Source organism: Amycolatopsis sp. M39 (assembly GCF_001651785.1).
In the GTDB taxonomy this organism is placed as follows: domain Bacteria; phylum Actinomycetota; class Actinomycetes; order Mycobacteriales; family Pseudonocardiaceae; genus Amycolatopsis; species Amycolatopsis rubida.
Genome location: NZ_LWSF01000021.1, coordinates 57,169 through 73,387 on the forward strand (window position 1 = coordinate 57,169; position 16,219 = coordinate 73,387).

Here is a 16,219-nt window from a genome sequence, read left to right on the forward strand (position 1 = left end):
GCCGCTTCCCACCGTGGCAGGCAGCGCCGCGAGAGATGTCCGCTTCGCCCTCTCTTCACCCAGCCAAGGGAATCAGCCCAGCAACGCGTCGACGAACGCACCCGGCTCGAACGGTGCCAGGTCATCCGGCCCCTCGCCCAGCCCGACGAGCTTCACCGGCACCCCCAGCTCCTTCTGGACCTGGAACACGATCCCGCCCTTGGCCGTGCCGTCCAGCTTGGTCAGGACGATCCCGGTCACGTCGATGACCTCGGCGAACACCCGTGCCTGCGCGAGCCCGTTCTGCCCGGTCGTGGCGTCCAGCACGAGCAGCACCTCGTCCACTCGCGCCTGCTTTTCCACGACTCGCTTCACCTTGCCGAGTTCGTCCATCAGGCCGGTCTTCGTGTGCAGGCGGCCCGCGGTGTCGACCAGGACCGTGTCCACGCCTTCGCTGATGCCCTGCTTGACCGCGTCGAACGCGACCGCGGCCGGGTCCGCGCCTTCCTTGCCCCGCACGACCGACGCGCCCACGCGTTCGCCCCACGTCTGGAGCTGGTCGGCGGCGGCGGCGCGGAACGTGTCGGCCGCGCCGAGGACGACGGTTCCGCCTTGCGCCACCAGCACTCGCGCGAGTTTGCCGGTCGTCGTGGTCTTGCCGGTGCCGTTCACCCCGGCGACCAGCACGACCGCGGGCTGCTTCTCGCCGTCCACCTCGTGCGGCAGGGCCCGGACCGAGCGCTCGGCGTCCGTGGAGAGCGCCGCGGTCAGCACCTCGTGCAGCAGCTCGCGTGCTTCCCCCGACGTGCGCACCGCGCGCCGGTTCAGTTCGTCGCGCAGGCGGTCCACGATCTCGGTCGTCGTGGCCGCGCCGAGGTCCGCCAGGAGCAGCGTGTCTTCGACGTCCTGCCAGGAGTCCTCGTCCAGGTCGCCGCCGCCGAGCAGGCCCAGCAGGCTCTGCCCGAACACCGAGCGGGACTTCGACAGCCGGCCGCGCAGGCGCTCAAGCCGGCCGGCCGGGGACTCGATTTCCTCGATCGGCTCGACCGTTCCCGGCACGACCGCCTCGGGAGCCTCTTCTTCCGCCACCGGCTCCGGGAGCTTGACGTCGCGCACCGAGCGCTGGTCGGAGTCGCGCGGGACCGCGGCGTCGTCGCCGACCGCGGGCTGGCCGTCGACTTCCGGCCGGTCCTCGACGGGATGCTCGACCACCGGCTCCGGCGAAGCCTCAGGCTCAGGAGACGGCGCGGGCGGAGCCTCCGCGGTCTTCCCGCCGGGAGCCAGCGAAATCCCGCCGCTCGCGGCGTACCCGCCGCCCTTCGGCTTCGCCTCGGCCTCGCGCTGTTCGGCGATGCTGATCCGCCGCTTGCGCGCGATGAGCAGCCCGGACACCAGCATGGCGACCAGGACGACGACGGCGACGACAACGATCCAGAACCAGGTGCTCGACACGCCACCATCCTGTCATCCGCGTGCACAAGCCACGGGACACCCCACCGCGAGGCCAACGAGTAACGCGAACGGTTCCGATTCGGCCAAGACTCCACGAAGCGTCTTGCGCCACCCCTCGCTGTTGACTAGACCACATCGGATGACCACCCCCGCCGGCCACTGTTTCCGCGTCCTCGGGCTGCTGTCGGGCACGTCCGTGGACGGGATCGACGTCGCGGTCGCCGAAATCCGCGAGGACGCCGGGACCGTCGTCCTCACCCCGCTCGGCGAGCTCGACGTGCCCTATCCCGCCGGCCTCCGCGCGGACCTCCTCGACGCCCTCCCGCCGCGGCCGAGCAGCGCGCGGCAGCTGACCGTCCTCGACACCCGGGTCGGCCAGTCCTTCGCGGACGCGGCCGCGCTCGGGATCGCCGCGTACGGGCCGGTGGACGTGATCGCCTCGCTCGGCCAGACCGTCTACCACTGGGTCGAAAACGGCGTCGCGCTCGGCACGCTCCAGCTCGGCCAGCCGGCGTGGATCGCCGAGCGCACCGGAGTGCCGGTGATCGCCGACCTCCGCATCCGCGACATCACCGCGGGCGGCCAGGGCGCGCCGCTGGCCAGCACGCTCGACGCGATGTGGTTGCGCGGCCTCGCCGAGGAGACCGGACGTCCGGTGGCCGCGCTCAACCTCGGCGGTATCGCGAACATCACCGTGGTCACGCAGTCCGGCAACGTGCTCGCCTACGACACCGGTCCGGCCAACGCGCTGCTCGATCTCGCCGCCGCCCACGTCAGCGACGGCAAGCTGTCCGCCGACGTCGACGGACGGCTCGCGCTCGCCGGTTCGGTCCGCGAAGACCTGCTCGACCGGCTGCTCGCCGACCCCTATTTCGCTGCCGCTCCCCCGAAATCCACTGGCAAAGAGCACTTCCACGGCGGATACCTTGACTCAGCCCTGTCCGGGCTGCCGCCGTTGTCCCCGGAGGATCTGCTGGCCACGCTCACCGAACTGACCGCCGCGACGGTCGCCGCCGAATGCCGGCGGCACGGCGTGGCGACCGTCGTCGCGTCCGGCGGCGGCGTCGCGAACCCCGCCACGATGGCCGCGCTCGCCCGGCTTCTGCCCGGCGGCGCGCTCCGCACCAGCGACGACCTCGGCCTTCCCGGCTCCGGCAAAGAGGCTTATCTGACCGCTCTGCTCGGCTGGCTGAGCTGGTGCGGCGTCCCGGCGACGCTGCCCTCGGCCACCGGCGCGAGCGGTCCCCGCCTGCTCGGCGCGCTGACGCCGGGTGCGGCTCCCCTGAATCTCCCCGCCCCGCTGGGGGGCGCCGCGACCCGGCTCCGGGTCGCGGAATCCGGGCAATCACGGTAGGAGAACCCCATGAATCCAGTCGATCTGGTGATCGTCATCGTGTACCTCGCGGCGATGCCGGTCATCGGCGTGCTGGTCGGCCGCAGACAGAAGTCCGCGAACGACTACTTCGTCGGCGAACGCAGCATGCCGTGGTGGGCGGTCACGCTCTCGGTGGTGGCCACCGAGACNATCTCCACGCCCGGGCTCGTGTTCGGCAGCGCCTTCCTGTTCCTGGAAGTGGCTTTCGGCTACATCATCGGCCGCGTGATCGCCGCGTTCGTGCTGCTGCCGCGTTACTTCCGCGGCAATTACGTGAGCGCGTACGAATTCCTCGGCCGCCGCTTCGGCCGCGGGCTGCAGGGCACCGCGTCGGTCACCTTCGTGGTGACGCGACTGCTCGCCGAGGGGCTGCGGCTGTTCGCCGGGGCGATCCCGATCAAGGCGATCCTCAGCCACTACGGCATCCACACCGAGTACTGGCACATCGTCGTGCTGCTGACCGCGCTCACCGTGATCTACGCGTTCGTCGGCGGCATCAAGTCGGTGATCTGGGTCGACGTCATCCAATGGTCGCTCTACATCCTCGGCGCGATCGGCGCGGTGATCTTCCTGTCCACGAAGCTGCCCTCCGGCTGGACGCAGATCGCTTCGAGCCAGGGCCGGTTCCAGCTCACCGACTTCGCGTCGAACCTGCTCACCAACCCGTACGCGTTCCTCTGCGCGGTGGTCGGCGGCGCGTTCCTGTCGATGGCTTCGCACGGCGCGGACCAGCTGATCGTCGGACGGCTGCTGTCCTGCCGGAATCTGCGCGACGGCCAGCGCGCGCTGATCGGCTCGTCCATCGTGGTGTTCGTCCAGTTCGCGCTGTTCCTGCTCGTCGGCGCGATGCTGTGGGTCTACACCGGCGGCAAGACCGGCACCACGGCCACCGCGGTCGCGGCCGGGAAGATGTCCGGCGACGACGTGTTCTCCAACTTCATCGTCAACGACCTGCCGGTCGGCCTCGCCGGGCTCTTGATCGCCGGCATCCTCGCCTCGACCATGGGCGCGCTCGCGTCCGCGCTCAACGCGCTGTCCACCTCCACGATCGCCGATCTCTACCAGCGGTTCACGCACAAGTCGGTCGAGGACGCCAAGCTGCTCCGGCACGGTCGCATGTGGACACTCATCTGGGCGGCCGTGTTCGCGGTGTTCGCCTCGATGTTCACCAACTCGAAGGACCCGGTGATCCAGCAGGGACTCGGGATCGTCGGCTACACCTACGGCGCGCTGCTCGGGTCGTTCTTCCTCGGCCTGCTGGTGCGCAAGGCCCGCCAGTCCGACGCGGTGATCGCGTTCGGCTGCTCGGTGGTCGGGATGGCGTTCCTGATCCTGTTCGTGAAATTCGACAAGGCGACCACCGAGGTGCACATCCAGTTCGGCGCGGCGACGAAGACGCTCGTGCCGCTGGCGACGTATTGGTACACCTTCGCCGGGGTGCTGATCACGCTGATCGTCGGCGGGCTGCTGTCGCTGCGGCGGCGCGGCGCGGACCCGAATGTGGCGAAGCTTGAGGAAGCGGCGGAAGGGGTGGCGTAGAGGGAGGTCGATCGCCACTCACGACGTCGTCATGGCTGGGTGTAGAAGACCAGGCCGCCTTTGTCGCAGCCGACCCGGCCGCTGCCCTGCGCGCCGGTGTCGGCCATGCACCGCCAGCCGCTCACGTTCAGCACGTGCGCGGTGCCCTCGGCCTTCTTCGGCGCGTCCTGGAAGTACTGGGTGATCACGTCGATCGCTTCGGTGCAGCCAGGACGGCCCGCTGGGGTTTCGGTGGCGATCAGGCCGACCTTGCCGTTCGGCGCGTCGATCGGGCCGCAGCCGACCGGCGGGCCGGTCGTTTCGCCGTCGCCCGGGCCGCTGCTCGCGGACTTGCCGGGGCTGGACGTCTTGCCCGGGACGCTCGGCGGCGCGGACGTGACAGTGAGCGCGACCGACGGCGCGGACGAGACCGCGGCGGTGTCGGTGCTCCCGTCGCAAGCCGAGACCAGCACGCCCAACGAGAGAATCGACGCTGCGCCAAACATCTTGCGCATGAACAAGGTCCTCCCCTGACGCGGCCGCCGATCGTCCGAGATCACCCTAATCGGCGACACCCGCGACGGCAGCGTGACCGCGAAACGGCCCGGTTTCCCGCGGGAAACCGGGCCGGCGACGGGAATGCGTCAGTGGATGACGACCTGCCGCACGTGCACGAAGTTCAGATCGGCGCCCTGCCAGTGGCCGAGGTCGGTCCGGCCGCCGTCCCAGTACAGGGTGACCGAGTTGTTGCCGGAGTCGACCCGGGCGACGCCGCCCAGATCGACGTACGTCGCGCCACCGTTGGCGAAGCAGGCGACATCGCTGCCGTCCCACGGGTTTCCGCCCGCGAGGCGCAGCTGGACGAAGTCGGTGCGCCCGTTGCAGGCGACCCGGTCGATGGCGAACGCCTGACCGGCCGGAACGGTGACGGCCAGCGCAAGCGCCGCGGCGCCGCCGATCGCGAGTCTCTTGACGAGTGAAGGCATGATGGCTGTGGAACCTTTCTCCCAGTGCTGCCTTGAAGGTGCGCCCGGCGAAATCGCGCCGCCGGACGAGATCGACCGTGCCAGCGCCAGACCGCGAGCGGACAGCCGTGCTGCCCGCTTCTACCCGTTCGTACCCGGGGTCGGAGAGAAACGGACCGCGCTCAGCCGGCCTTGCCGTGGAACGAAAGACCCTTGCTGCCGCAGAAAATCTGCTTGCTGCCGCCGTTTCCGCCGTCGTATCCGCAGTTCCAGCCGTCGACGTCGAGGAAACGCCCGGTGCCCTGCGCCTTGGTCGGCGCCTGGGCCAGGTAGCCGGACATCACGTCGATCGCCTCGGTACAGCCCACAGTGCCGGCCGGCGTCGCCTCGGTCACCACGTCGACCTTGCCGCCGGGGCCGTCGATCGGACCGCAGTCGGCGCCGTTGCCGAGTTCGCCTTTGCCCGGCAGGCGGTCGCCGGGCTGTTCCTTGGCCGGGGTCGGGTGCGGCTTGGGCTTGCTCGCGTGCGTCGGCGCCTGCGCCTGCGTGGACGGCACAGGTGTGGCGGAAGAACTCGGTGCGGCCACGGAAGAAGCGGTCGGCGCGGCCGAGAGCGCACTCGGCGCGGCCGCGGCCTGCCCGGTCTGCGAGCCGCCGCCGCACGCGGCGACCGCGAGGGCGGCGCCGAGCAGCGAACCGGAAATCAGCGTGCGGGCCACGATGGTGCGCATTGTCGAATTCCCTCCAGGATGTGTTGCCTTCCAACACCCCTGAAGACGCGCGGCACCGGCGGCAGTTGGCCGGTCGGACGGCGGTCCGGGCAGGCCTGCCCGTTCGGGCAGGATCGCCGGATCCCGCGCAACCCGCCTAGGAAGCCGGGACGGGTTCCTCTTCCGCGGTGCGCAGCCGCTGCGAGATCACCTTGGTGATGCCGTCGCCCTGCATGCTCACGCCGTACAGCGCGTCGGCGATCTCCATCGTCGGCTTCTGGTGCGTGATGATGATCAGCTGCGACGAATCGCGCAGCTGCTCCAGGAGGCCGATCAGCCGGCGCATGTTGGTGTCGTCCAGCGCCGCCTCGACCTCGTCCATCACGTAGAACGGCGATGGGCGGGCACGGAAGATCGCCACCAGCATGCCGACCGCCACCAGCGACTTCTCGCCGCCGGACAGCAGCGAAAGCCGCTTGACCTTCTTGCCCGGCGGGCGCGCCTCGACGTCGACGCCGGTGGCGAGCAGGTCGTTCGGCTCGGTGAGCACCATCCGGCCCTCGCCGCCGGGGAACAGCACGCTGAACACCGTTTCGAACTCGCGCGCGACGTCGTAGTAGGCCGAGGTGAAGACCTCCAGGATCTTCTCGTCGACCTGCTTGATGACCGCCTCAAGGTCCTTGCGGGTGTCCTTGAGGTCTTCCAGCTGGGTGGAGAGGAACTTGTACCGCTCCTCCAGCGCCGCGAATTCCTCCAGCGCCAGCGGGTTCACCTTGCCCAGCAGGGTCAGGTCCTTCTCCGCGCGCTTGGCGCGGCGGGCCTGGGTTTCGCGGTCGTAGGGCATCGGCGGCGGCTGGGTGACGTCCTCGCCGCGTTCCTTGGCCGCCTCGTACTCGGCCATCTCGCCCGCGCTCGGCGGCACCGGCACGTTCGGGCCGTACTCCTCGACCAGGTCCGCCAGCCCGATGCCGAAGTCCTCGGCGATCTTGGCTTCCAGCGTTTCCAGCCGCAGCTTCTGCTCGGCGCGCAGCACCTCGTCGCGGTGCACGGCGTCGGTCAGCTTCTCCAGTTCGCCGGACAGCTCGCGCACCTTCGCGCGCACCGCGGTGAGCGCGGCTTCGCGGGTTTGGCGCTGCGCCTGTGCTTCGTCGCGCTCGGCGGCCGCGCGCTGCACCGAGATCTCGATGCGCTCCAGCGCGAATTCACCGGCGTTGACGACCGCGTTCGCGATTTCCGCGCCACGCTCTCGCGCTTCCCGGGCCTTGGCCGCGCGCTCGCGCGCCTGCTGCTCGGCGTAGGCCGCGCGGCGCAACGATTCCGCTCGTCCCGCGATGCTGCGCGCGCGTTCCTCGGCAGTGCGCTGCGCGAGCCGCGCTTCGACTTCTTCCTGCCGTACCACGGCAAGCTGCTCGGCGGCTTCGTCGCGCTCAGCGGTGTCCGGGTCGTCCTCGACCGGCTGCTCGGCGACCGCGGCGAGCCGTTCTTCCAGCTCTGCCAGCTGTTCCAGCGCCTGCTCGCGGCTCTGCTCGACTTTCGCGCGCTGCTGGGTCAGCCGTTCGACCTCGGCCTGCGCCGACCGCGCCGCCTGCTGCAACCGGTTGAGCCGCTCGGAGGAACGGGCCTTGCGCACCTTGGCGTCGCCGAGCGCGTCCTTCGCCTGCCCGACCTCTTCGCGCCGGGACTGCTGCTCGGCGCGCGCGCCTTCCAGCTCGGCGGAGTATTGCTCCAGCGCGCGTTCGGCCGTGCGCAAGCGTTCCTGCGCCTCGTCGACCGCCGCCTGGACCTCGATCACGCTCTCGCGGGCGGCGGAACCGCCCGCGATCCAGTTGGCCCCGAAGACATCGCCCTCGGCGGTGACCGCGCGCACCTGCGGCTGCTGGGCCACGAGCCGACGTGCGCCTTCCAGGTCCGGCACCAGCGCGAGCCGGTCCAGCGCCTTCTCGACCGCGGGCCGCAGCTGCTCCGGCGCGCTGACGACCTCGCGGGCCCAGCGGGCGCCCTCGGGCAGCGCAGGCCACGAGCTGGTGTCCACAGTGGACCCGGCACCGACCGGAACGATCCCGGCGCGGCCGGAATCGGTGTCCTTCAAGTACTTCAGCGCGGACAGCGCGTTCTCGCCGCCGGACACCGCGACCGCGTCGGCCACCGGTCCGAGCGCGGCGGCCAGCGCGACCTCGTGGCCCGGTTGCACGGTCAGCAACGCGGCGACCGAACCGAGCAGGCCCGGCAATTCCGNACGCACCGAGCAGCGCGCCCGCTCCGTCCTTGCGCTTGAGCCCCATCGACAACGCCTCGACCCGGGCCTTCTCCGACGCGATCTCGCGCTCGGCACCGCGCTCGGCCTTCACCAGCTCTTCGACGCGGGCCTTGGCGGCGTTGTTCGCCTCCACCGCGCGGTCGTGGCGCTGCCGCAACTCGGCGTCGTCGGATTCTTCCGTGCCGCCAACGGCTTTGGCTTCTTCCAGCTCCTCGACCGCGATTTCCGCGCGCTCGGCCGCTTCCTGCAGCCCGACAGTGAGCCGGTCGACTTCCTCCGCGGTCGCGCCGTTCTTGCTGCGCAACGCTTCGACCTGACCGGTCAGCTTCGCCATGCCCTCGCGGCGATCGGCGATCGCGCGGACCGCGGCCCAGTGCGCGCGCTCCGCGGCCTGCACCCGCTGTTCGAGATCTTCCCGGCGCAGCACGGTTTCCGCGAGAAGTTCGCGGGCCTCCATGACGGCTTCGGTCAGCTCCTGCTCGCGCTCCGCGGCCTGTTCGGCCTCGGCGAGCAGCTCCTCCGGGTCACGACCGCCGGTCGGCGCGGAGACGTCGGAAGAAAGGTGCCGCTGCCGTTCGACCGCCAGCCGCACGGTGCCGCGCAGCCGCTCGGTGAGCGCGGACAGCTTGTACCAGGTCTCCTGCGCGATCTGCAGCCGCGGCGCGTCCTCGGCGAGCGAAGCCTCCAGCTCGGCCTCTTCGGCGGCCACGATTTCCAGCGCCTGCTCGACCTCGGCGCGGCGCTGCCGGGCGGTGCGCTCGTCGGCCTCGTCGCGCTGAATGGACTCGCGCTGGGTGACCAGGTCGTCGGCGAACAACCGGAGCCGGGCGTCGCGCAGGTCGGACTGCACCGACTGGGCCTTGCGGGCGATCTCGGCCTGTTTGCCCAGCGGTTTCAGCTGGCGGCGCAGCTCGGTGGTGAGGTCGGTGAGCCGGTCGAGGTTGCCCTGCATGTTGGTGAGCTTGCGCAGGGTCTGCTCTTTGCGCTTGCGGTGCTTGAGGACGCCCGCGGCCTCCTCGATGAACGCGCGCCGCTCCTCGGGCTTCGACTCCAGGATCGCCGAGAGCTGGCCCTGCCCGACGATGACGTGCATCTCGCGGCCGATGCCGGAGTCCGAGAGCAGCTCCTGCACGTCCATCAGCCGGCAGCGGTCGCCGTTGATCTCGTACTCGCTCGCGCCGTCGCGGAACATCCGGCGGGTGATGGAGACCTCGGCGTACTCGATCGGCAGCGCGCCGTCGGCGTTGTCGATGGTGAGCGTGACCTCGGCGCGGCCGAGCGGGGCGCGGCCCGCGGTGCCGGCGAAGATGACGTCTTCCATCTTGCCGCCGCGCAGGTCTTTCGCGCCCTGGGTGCCCATGACCCAGCGCAGCGCGTCGAGGACGTTCGACTTTCCGGAGCCGTTCGGGCCGACCACGCAGGTGATGCCGGGTTCGAAGCGCAGCGTGGTCGCCGAGGCGAAGGACTTGAAGCCCTTGAGCGTCAGGCTTTTCAGGTGCACGTGCTGCCGACCCCTCTTGGCCACGGGTACTGGATGGCTACCGGTTCCCCCGGATCGGGACAGGCTACCCGGGGGTTCTCCGGCGACGCGGGAGGCCGGGCCGCCCGGGCGCGCCTAGCACAGGATCGGCCGCCCCGGCAACCTCAAGCACCCCGTCAGCCGCAACCGCCCCAGCGGCCTCAGCGTTCGGCGAACCCGTTCAGCCCGCCCTTGGCGGCGGTCCAGCGTTCAACTACCTGATCCACTCTTCCGGGTGAGGTTCCGGAACGCAGCACGTCCAGCAACTGCGCACAGTTGTCCCGGCTACCCTCCGCGACCACCTCGACACGGCCGTCCGGGAGATTCCTGGCGAATCCGGTCAGCCCGAGTTCCAGCGCCCGGCTCCGGGTCCACCAGCGAAAACCGACACCCTGCACCTGCCCGTGCACCCAGGCGGCCAGCCGGACGGGCGATTCCTGCTCGTTCACCGGCCCCATCCTGCCGCACGCGCCCGGCTGCGGACGGTGACGACCCCGTCCCTCGGTCGCGCGAACGGGTCCTGAGCAGTGATAACCTCCCGCCTGGCGTCCGGGGCCGGAGCCCCGCTCCCCCGTGCCGCCCCCCGACTTGAGCGTTGACCCCTTCTAAGGAGCCTGCATGTCCCGTCCCGACGGGCCTGAACCAAGCTCAGCGTCGCCCGAGATCGCGGTGAGCGCTGCCCCCACCGCTCCGCCGAAGGGCGCGAGCGGGAGGCTCAGCCGCTCCGGCTACGCGATCCTGGGCGTCAGCGGCCTCGTGGTCGCCACCGCCTTCGCCGCGGTCGCCGAACTGGCCGGCCCCGGCTCGGTCACCGACACCGCGACGAACACCACCGGCGGCGGCCAGGGCGGGCTGCAGGGCAGTTCCCAGGTGGTCGTGCCGGGCAACGCCGTCCCCGGCGGCCCGATGACCGTCCCCGGCTCGCCGACCCCCGGCCAGACCGCCCCGCCGACCCCGACCACGGTGGTCGCCGTCGGCCCGGACGGGAAACCGACCACGAGCGTGATCACGCCCCCGCCGAACGCCGGTCAGCCCGGCGGTCAGCCTGGCGGCAACCCGGTGCCGGGCACCACGTCGGATCGCAGCGACCCGCCGACCAGCCACCCCACGACGTCGCCGAGCAGCTCCACACAGCCGACGACGCCGTCCACCCCGCCGACCACTGACACCTCGCCCCCGGAAAGCCCGCCGCCCAGCTCTGGCAGCAGCTCGACCGGCGGCCAGCCGTCGTCCACACCGAGCGCGTCCACTTCGGACACCCACCCGAGCAGCTCCGCCAGCCGCTGAAGTCCGTGCGGGGAACCCTGAGGGAATCTGGTTCCCTCAGGGTTCCCCTCGCGACTTTTCGGCCGGGTCAGAGTTCGAAGCGGTAGCCCATGCCGGGTTCGGTCAGCAAGTGGCGCGGCCGGGACGGTTCCGGCTCCAGCTTCCGCCGCAACTGCGCCAAATACACGCGCAGATAATGGGATTCCGTCTCATACGACGGCCCCCACACCTCGTGCAGCAGCTGCTTCTGCGCCACCAACCGCCCCCGGTTGCGCACCAGCAGTTCCAGCACTCCCCATTCGGTCTTGGTCAGGTGCACCTCGCGCCCCTCGCGCAGCACCTTCTTCGCCGCCAGGTCGATCGTGAACGACCCGGTGTCCACCACCGCTTCCGCGCCGTCCGTCCCGCCGACCGACGAACGGCGGACCGCAGCCCGGAGCCGGGCGAGCAGTTCGTCCATTCCGAACGGTTTGGTGACGTAATCGTCGGCACCCGCGTCGAGCGCCTGGACCTTGTCCGCCGAATCGCCGCGCGCGGACAGCACGATGATCGGCACCGTCGTCCAGCCGCGCAGGCCCGCGATCACCTCGGTGCCGTCCAGATCAGGCAGGCCGAGATCGAGCACCACCACGTCGGGTTTCGTTTCGGCGACCGCTTTCAGCGCGGCAGTCCCGTCGTGGGCGGTGATCACCTTGTACCCTCGTGCGCTGAGGTTGATCCGCAACGCCCGCACGATCTGCGGTTCATCGTCGACGACCAGCACCGTCGCCGCTGGATCGGCAGTCATCGCGCCACGCCCTCCTCCGCCGGTTCGGCTTCCACGAGTTCCCGGCCGGTACAGGCCGGCAGCGAGATCACCACCGTCAACCCTCCGCCAGGAGTGTCCTCGGCGCGAACGGTACCGCCCATCGCCTCGGTGAACCCCTTCGCCACGGACAAGCCGAGCCCGACGCCCGGCGTCGAATCCCGGTCCCCGCCCAGCCGCTGGAACGGCGCGAACGCGGACTCCGCGGCACCCTTCCGCAAGCCCTTTCCGTGGTCGGCGATCCGCAGTTCCACGAACTCCGAATGCGCGCTCGCCCGCGCGGAAACGTCGCCGCCGCCGTGCCGGAGAGCGTTGTCGAGCACGTTCGCGATCACCCGTTCCAGCAGGCCGGGATCCGCTTGCACCGAAGGCAATCGAGCGTCCACGGAAACCCGCACACTCTGCGAGTTATCCACATTGGACAGTGCGTGCGCGACCACCTCGTCGTAGCCGACCGGCCGCAGATGCGGGGTGACCGCACCCGTTGCCAGCCGCGAGGAGTCGAGCAGGTTGCCGATCAACCCGGCGAGCCGGTCCGCCGAAAGCTCGACGGCTTCCATCAGTTCTTCAGTGTCCTCATCGGACAGAGAAAGATCCGGCGCGCGCAGGCTGCCGATCGCCGCCTTGATGGACGTGAGCGGCGTCCGCAGGTCATGGCCGACCGCGGACAGCAGCGTCGTGCGCAGTTCGGTCGCCTCGGCCTTCCGCTCGGCGGCCGCCGCGGCCGCTGCCATCCGCTGCTGCCGCAAGGCGAGCAACGCTTGTCCCGCGACGGCTTCCAGCACCCGGCGGTCCGCCGCGGGCAATGCGCGGCCGCGCAACGTCAGGTGCACGTCAGCGGTCACCGCAATGTCCACATCGGCCTCGTCCGGATCGGCACACGGCTCCCCGCCGGACAGCGCGACCTTGTCCCACTTGCCGTTGCGTTTCTCCAGCAGCGTCACGGAAGTGAGGCCGAAGTTCTCCCGTACCTTCTCCAGCAACCGCTCGATCGGGTTCGGATTGGTCAGCACTGTGCGCGCATAAGACGCCAGCAGCGACGCCTCCGTCCGGGCCCGCGCCGCCGCCACACCCCGTCGGGCGGCGGAAGCGACCACCAACGCCACCATCACCGCCACCACGATCATCGCGATCAGCGTCACGACGTTCTGCGGACTGTGCACGTTCAGCGTGTACAGCGGCGGAGTGAAGAAGAAGTTCAACAGCCCCGCGCCGAAGATCGCGGCCACCAAGGCCGGGCCGAGCCCGCCCACCAGCGCGACGACGACGGTGGCCAGCACGTAGAGGATCACGTCGGTGGAGAACTCGACCGCGTCGCGCAGCAGCACGCCGAGACCGGTCGCGACGAGCGGCGCCACGATGCTCAGCACCCAGCCCAGCACGAGCCGCGACGGTGCCAGCGGGCTCGTGCCCAGCCGCGCCCGCAGCCGTCCGCCGGCGTAGGAGTGGGTGACCATGTGCACGTCGATCGGCCCGGACTGCTGGACCACGGTCGCGCCGATGCCTTCGTCGAAGAGCCGCGCGATCCGGGATCGCCGCGACGTGCCGATGACCAGCTGAGTCGCGTTGACCCCGCGGGCGAAGTCGAGCAGGGCCGTCGGCACGTCGTCGCCGACCACGGTGTGGAAGGTCGCGCCGACTTCTTCGGCCAGCGTGCGGCAGCGGACCATCGCGGTCGGCCCGAGCCCGGCCAGGCCGTCTCCGCGCAGGATGTGCACGACCTGCAGTTCCGCGCCCGCCCGGTTGGCGATCCGGCTGGCGCGCCGGATCAGCGTCTCGCTTTCCGGTCCGCCGGTGATCGACACGACCACCCGTTCGCGGGTTTCCCACGTGTCGGTGATCTTCTGCTCGGCGCGATAACGCTGCAGCGCGACATCGACCTGGTCGGCCACCCACAGCAGCGCCAGCTCGCGCAACGCGGTGAGGTTGCCGGGCCGGAAGTAGTTGCCCAGCGCGGCGTCGATGCGCTCGGCCGGGTAGACGTTGCCGTGCGCGAGCCGCCGCCGCAGCGCCTCCGGCGTGATGTCCACCAGCTCCAGCTGCTCCGCGCGGCGCACGACCTCGTCCGGCACGGTTTCCTGCTGGGTGACGCCGGTGATGCGCTCGACGACGTCGTTGAGGCTCTGCAGGTGCTGGACGTTGACCGTGGACAGCACGTCGATGCCCGCTTCGAGCAGCTCGTCGATGTCCTGCCAGCGTTTCTCGTGCCGTCCGCCGGGCACGTTCGTGTGCGCCAGCTCGTCCACGACGACGACCTCGGGCGCGCGGGCGAGCACCGCGTCGAGGTCCATCTCGGCGAACTCGTGCCCGCGATGGCTGACGGTGCGCCGCGGCACCACCTCCAGCCCGTCGAGCAGATCGGCGGTTTTCTTACGGCCGTGCGTCTCGACCAGGCCGACGACCACGTCGGTGCCGCGGTCGAGGCGGCGGCGCGCTTCGCCGAGCATGGCGAAGGTCTTGCCGACGCCCGGAGCCGCGCCGAGGTAGATGCGCAGTTCGCCTCGGCGCGGCTTCGGGGGTGTGTCAGGGGTGCTCACGGTGTCAGTGTGCGCCAGGAGCGGCCGAATGCACGGCAAGGTTGAGCCGGAGCACATTCACGCCCGGCACGCCGATCCCGTTTCCGGTGGTGTTGTCCGCGACCAGCTGCCGCACCTTCTCCTCGCTCAGCCCGGTGTTGCGGGCCACGCGAAGCACCTGGAGGTCGGCGTAGGCGACGCTGATCGCCGGGTCCAGGCCCGAGCCCGAAGCGGTCACCGCGTCCGCGGGCACCTCCGCCGGGCTGACGCCCTCCCGATGCGCGATCAAGCCCCGCCGCTGGGCGATGGCCTTGGCCAGATCCTCGTTGTACGGCCCCTTGTTGGACGGCCCCGACGTCGACGGGTCGCCCGGCCCGAGCACGTCCTTCGAACCCGCCGAGGGCCGGTTGTGGAACCACGGGTCGTGCGCGGGGTCGGCGGGCACCGGGTCGATCCCGATCAGCGACGAGCCGGCGGCCTGGCCGTTCTGCGTCACCACCGAGCCCTCGGCGTGCCCCTGGAGGCCGGGGATGCGCGACACCGCCCACACGCCCAGCGGGTAGACGACGCCGAGCAGCACGGTCATCGCGATGAGCAGGCGAAGGCCCGCCCAGGTCTGCTTGAGCAAGACGTTCATGTCAGCCAATCCCTGGAATGTGGCGCACGATCAGGTCGATCACCCAGATCCCGAGGAACGGGCTGGCGATCCCGCCGAGGCCGTAGACGAGCAGGTTGCGGCGCAGCAGCGCGGACGCCGACGACGGCCGGTACCGCACGCCGCGCAGGGCGAGCGGGATCAGCGCGACGATGATCAGCGCGTTGAAGACGACCGCGGAGAGGATCGCCGACTTCGGCGTGGCCAGGTGCATGATGTTGAGCGCGCCGAGCTGGGCGAAGATGCCGGTGAACATCGCGGGCAGGATGGCGAAGTACTTCGCCAGGTCGTTCGCCACGCTGAACGTGGTGAGCGCGCCGCGGGTGATCAGCAGCTGTTTGCCGATGGCGACGATCTCGATCAGCTTCGTCGGATTCGAGTCGAGGTCGACCATGTTGCCGGCTTCCTTGGCCGCCATGGTCCCGGTGTTCATCGCCACGCCGACGTCGGACTGCGCGAGCGCGGGCGCGTCGTTCGTGCCGTCGCCGGTCATCGCGACGAGCCGCCCGCCCTCCTGCTCCTTCTTGATGAGCGCCATCTTGTCCTCGGGCTTGGCCTCGGCGAGATAGTCGTCGACGCCCGCGTCCTGTGCGATGGCCTTCGCGGTGAGCGGGTTGTCGCCGGTGATCATCACCGTCTTGATGCCCATCGAGCGCAGTTCCTCGAAGCGCTCCTTCATGCCCGGCTTCACCACGTCCGACAGCCGGATCACACCGCACACGTTCGCCGTCCCGCCCGCGGCTTCCGCGACCACCAGCGGGGTCCCGCCCTGCTGGCTGATCTCGTCCACGACGCGTTCGGTCTCGTCCGGCACGTCGCCGCCGTGGTCGCGGACCCACTGCCGCACCGCCGACGTCGCACCCTTGCGGACCTCGCGGCCGTCGAGGTCGACGCCGCTCATCCGGGTCTGCGCGGTGAACGGGACGAACTCGGCCAGCTTCTCGCCGTCGTCCGCCGCGGCCGGAAGCCCGTGCCGCTCGGCGATCAGCTCGACGATGCTGCGGCCTTCCGGCGTGCCGTCGGCGAGGCTGGACAGCCGGGCCGCACGGGCCAGATCGTCCATAGTGGACTTTCCGACCGGGATCAGCTCGGTCGCGCGCCGGTTGCCGAAGGTGATCGTTCCGGTCTTGTCGAGCAGCAGCGTCGAGACGTCGCCCGCGGCTTCGACCGCTCGGCCGGAGGTGGCGAGAACATTGCGCTGC

12 protein-coding genes and 1 pseudogene are annotated in these 16,219 nt (G+C 70.7%); 3 read left to right on the forward strand and 10 right to left on the reverse strand.

From position 1 onward, the window contains the following. Positions 1-72: 72 nt before the first annotated feature. Positions 73-1,431 (reverse strand): signal recognition particle-docking protein FtsY, encoded by a 1,359-nt coding sequence (gene ftsY / locus A4R44_RS32810; RefSeq protein ID WP_067589259.1) that lies wholly within the window; start codon positions 1,429-1,431, stop codon positions 73-75. Between the two features lie 139 nt (positions 1,432-1,570). Between ftsY and A4R44_RS32815 the strand changes: the two genes are divergently transcribed. After that, positions 1,571-2,785, forward strand: coding sequence for an anhydro-N-acetylmuramic acid kinase (locus A4R44_RS32815; RefSeq protein ID WP_067589261.1), 1,215 nt, complete (start codon positions 1,571-1,573; stop codon positions 2,783-2,785). Positions 2,786-2,794: 9 nt separating this feature from the next. Beyond that, entirely contained in the window at positions 2,795-4,345 is a 1,551-nt protein-coding gene (locus A4R44_RS32820) for a sodium:solute symporter (protein WP_067589263.1), read from the forward strand. A gap of 29 nt (positions 4,346-4,374) precedes the next feature. On the opposite strand, the gene A4R44_RS32825 is transcribed toward A4R44_RS32820, so the two are convergent. The 5 genes and pseudogenes from A4R44_RS32825 to A4R44_RS32845 all read right to left on the reverse strand — a co-directional run bounded on the left by A4R44_RS32825 (position 4,375) and on the right by A4R44_RS32845 (position 10,233). Continuing rightward, a complete protein-coding gene (locus tag A4R44_RS32825) occupies positions 4,375-4,839 on the reverse strand; it encodes a hypothetical protein (RefSeq protein WP_067589265.1) in 465 nt (154 codons plus the stop codon). Between the two features lie 129 nt (positions 4,840-4,968). Next, positions 4,969-5,310, reverse strand: a complete 342-nt coding sequence (locus tag A4R44_RS32830) for a beta/gamma crystallin domain-containing protein (protein WP_067589267.1) — start codon at positions 5,308-5,310, stop codon at positions 4,969-4,971. Positions 5,311-5,471: 161 nt separating this feature from the next. Next, a complete protein-coding gene (locus A4R44_RS32835; RefSeq protein WP_067589269.1) occupies positions 5,472-6,020 on the reverse strand; it encodes a hypothetical protein in 549 nt (182 codons plus the stop codon). A 136-nt stretch (positions 6,021-6,156) separates the two neighbouring features. Next, positions 6,157-9,757 (reverse strand): annotated as a pseudogene (gene smc, locus A4R44_RS32840) (chromosome segregation protein SMC). A gap of 179 nt (positions 9,758-9,936) precedes the next feature. Continuing rightward, positions 9,937-10,233: an acylphosphatase gene (locus A4R44_RS32845; protein ID WP_198545529.1), complete on the reverse strand. Its 297-nt coding sequence runs from the start codon at positions 10,231-10,233 to the stop codon at positions 9,937-9,939. 160 nt (positions 10,234-10,393) lie between these two features. Here A4R44_RS32845 and A4R44_RS48455 point away from each other — a divergent pair, with 160 nt between their 5' ends. Beyond that, entirely contained in the window at positions 10,394-11,062 is a 669-nt protein-coding gene (locus A4R44_RS48455) for a hypothetical protein (RefSeq protein ID WP_157905062.1), read from the forward strand. 67 nt (positions 11,063-11,129) lie between these two features. Here A4R44_RS48455 and A4R44_RS32855 read toward each other — a convergent pair whose 3' ends face one another. The 4 genes from A4R44_RS32855 to kdpB all read right to left on the reverse strand — a co-directional run. Next, positions 11,130-11,828 (reverse strand): response regulator, encoded by a 699-nt coding sequence (locus A4R44_RS32855; RefSeq protein WP_067589273.1) that lies wholly within the window; start codon positions 11,826-11,828, stop codon positions 11,130-11,132. Continuing rightward, positions 11,825-14,383 (reverse strand): sensor histidine kinase KdpD, encoded by a 2,559-nt coding sequence (locus tag A4R44_RS32860; RefSeq protein ID WP_067589275.1) that lies wholly within the window; start codon positions 14,381-14,383, stop codon positions 11,825-11,827. The genes A4R44_RS32855 and A4R44_RS32860 overlap by 4 nt, the downstream gene beginning before the upstream one ends. 4 nt (positions 14,384-14,387) lie before the next feature. Continuing rightward, on the reverse strand, positions 14,388-14,999 hold the full coding sequence (locus A4R44_RS32865) for a potassium-transporting ATPase subunit C (protein ID WP_067589277.1): 612 nt from the start codon (positions 14,997-14,999) through the stop codon (positions 14,388-14,390). A gap of 1 nt (position 15,000) precedes the next feature. After that, on the reverse strand, positions 15,001-16,219 hold a 1,219-nt coding region (gene kdpB / locus A4R44_RS51055), incomplete at its 5' end, for a potassium-transporting ATPase subunit KdpB (RefSeq protein WP_232791884.1).

Coding starts and splice junctions, on each gene's coding strand:
- A4R44_RS48455 (WP_157905062.1), top strand. CDS start 10,394: ATGTCCCGTCCCGACGGGCCTGAACCAAGCTCAGCGTCGCCCGAGATC.
- A4R44_RS32865 (WP_067589277.1), bottom strand. CDS start 14,999: ATGAACGTCTTGCTCAAGCAGACCTGGGCGGGCCTTCGCCTGCTCATC.
- A4R44_RS32815 (WP_067589261.1), top strand. CDS start 1,571: ATGACCACCCCCGCCGGCCACTGTTTCCGCGTCCTCGGGCTGCTGTCG.
- A4R44_RS32835 (WP_067589269.1), bottom strand. CDS start 6,020: ATGCGCACCATCGTGGCCCGCACGCTGATTTCCGGTTCGCTGCTCGGC.
- A4R44_RS32855 (WP_067589273.1), bottom strand. CDS start 11,828: ATGACTGCCGATCCAGCGGCGACGGTGCTGGTCGTCGACGATGAACCG.
- A4R44_RS32825 (WP_067589265.1), bottom strand. CDS start 4,839: ATGCGCAAGATGTTTGGCGCAGCGTCGATTCTCTCGTTGGGCGTGCTG.
- A4R44_RS32830 (WP_067589267.1), bottom strand. CDS start 5,310: ATGCCTTCACTCGTCAAGAGACTCGCGATCGGCGGCGCCGCGGCGCTT.
- A4R44_RS32845 (WP_198545529.1), bottom strand. CDS start 10,233: ATGGGGCCGGTGAACGAGCAGGAATCGCCCGTCCGGCTGGCCGCCTGG.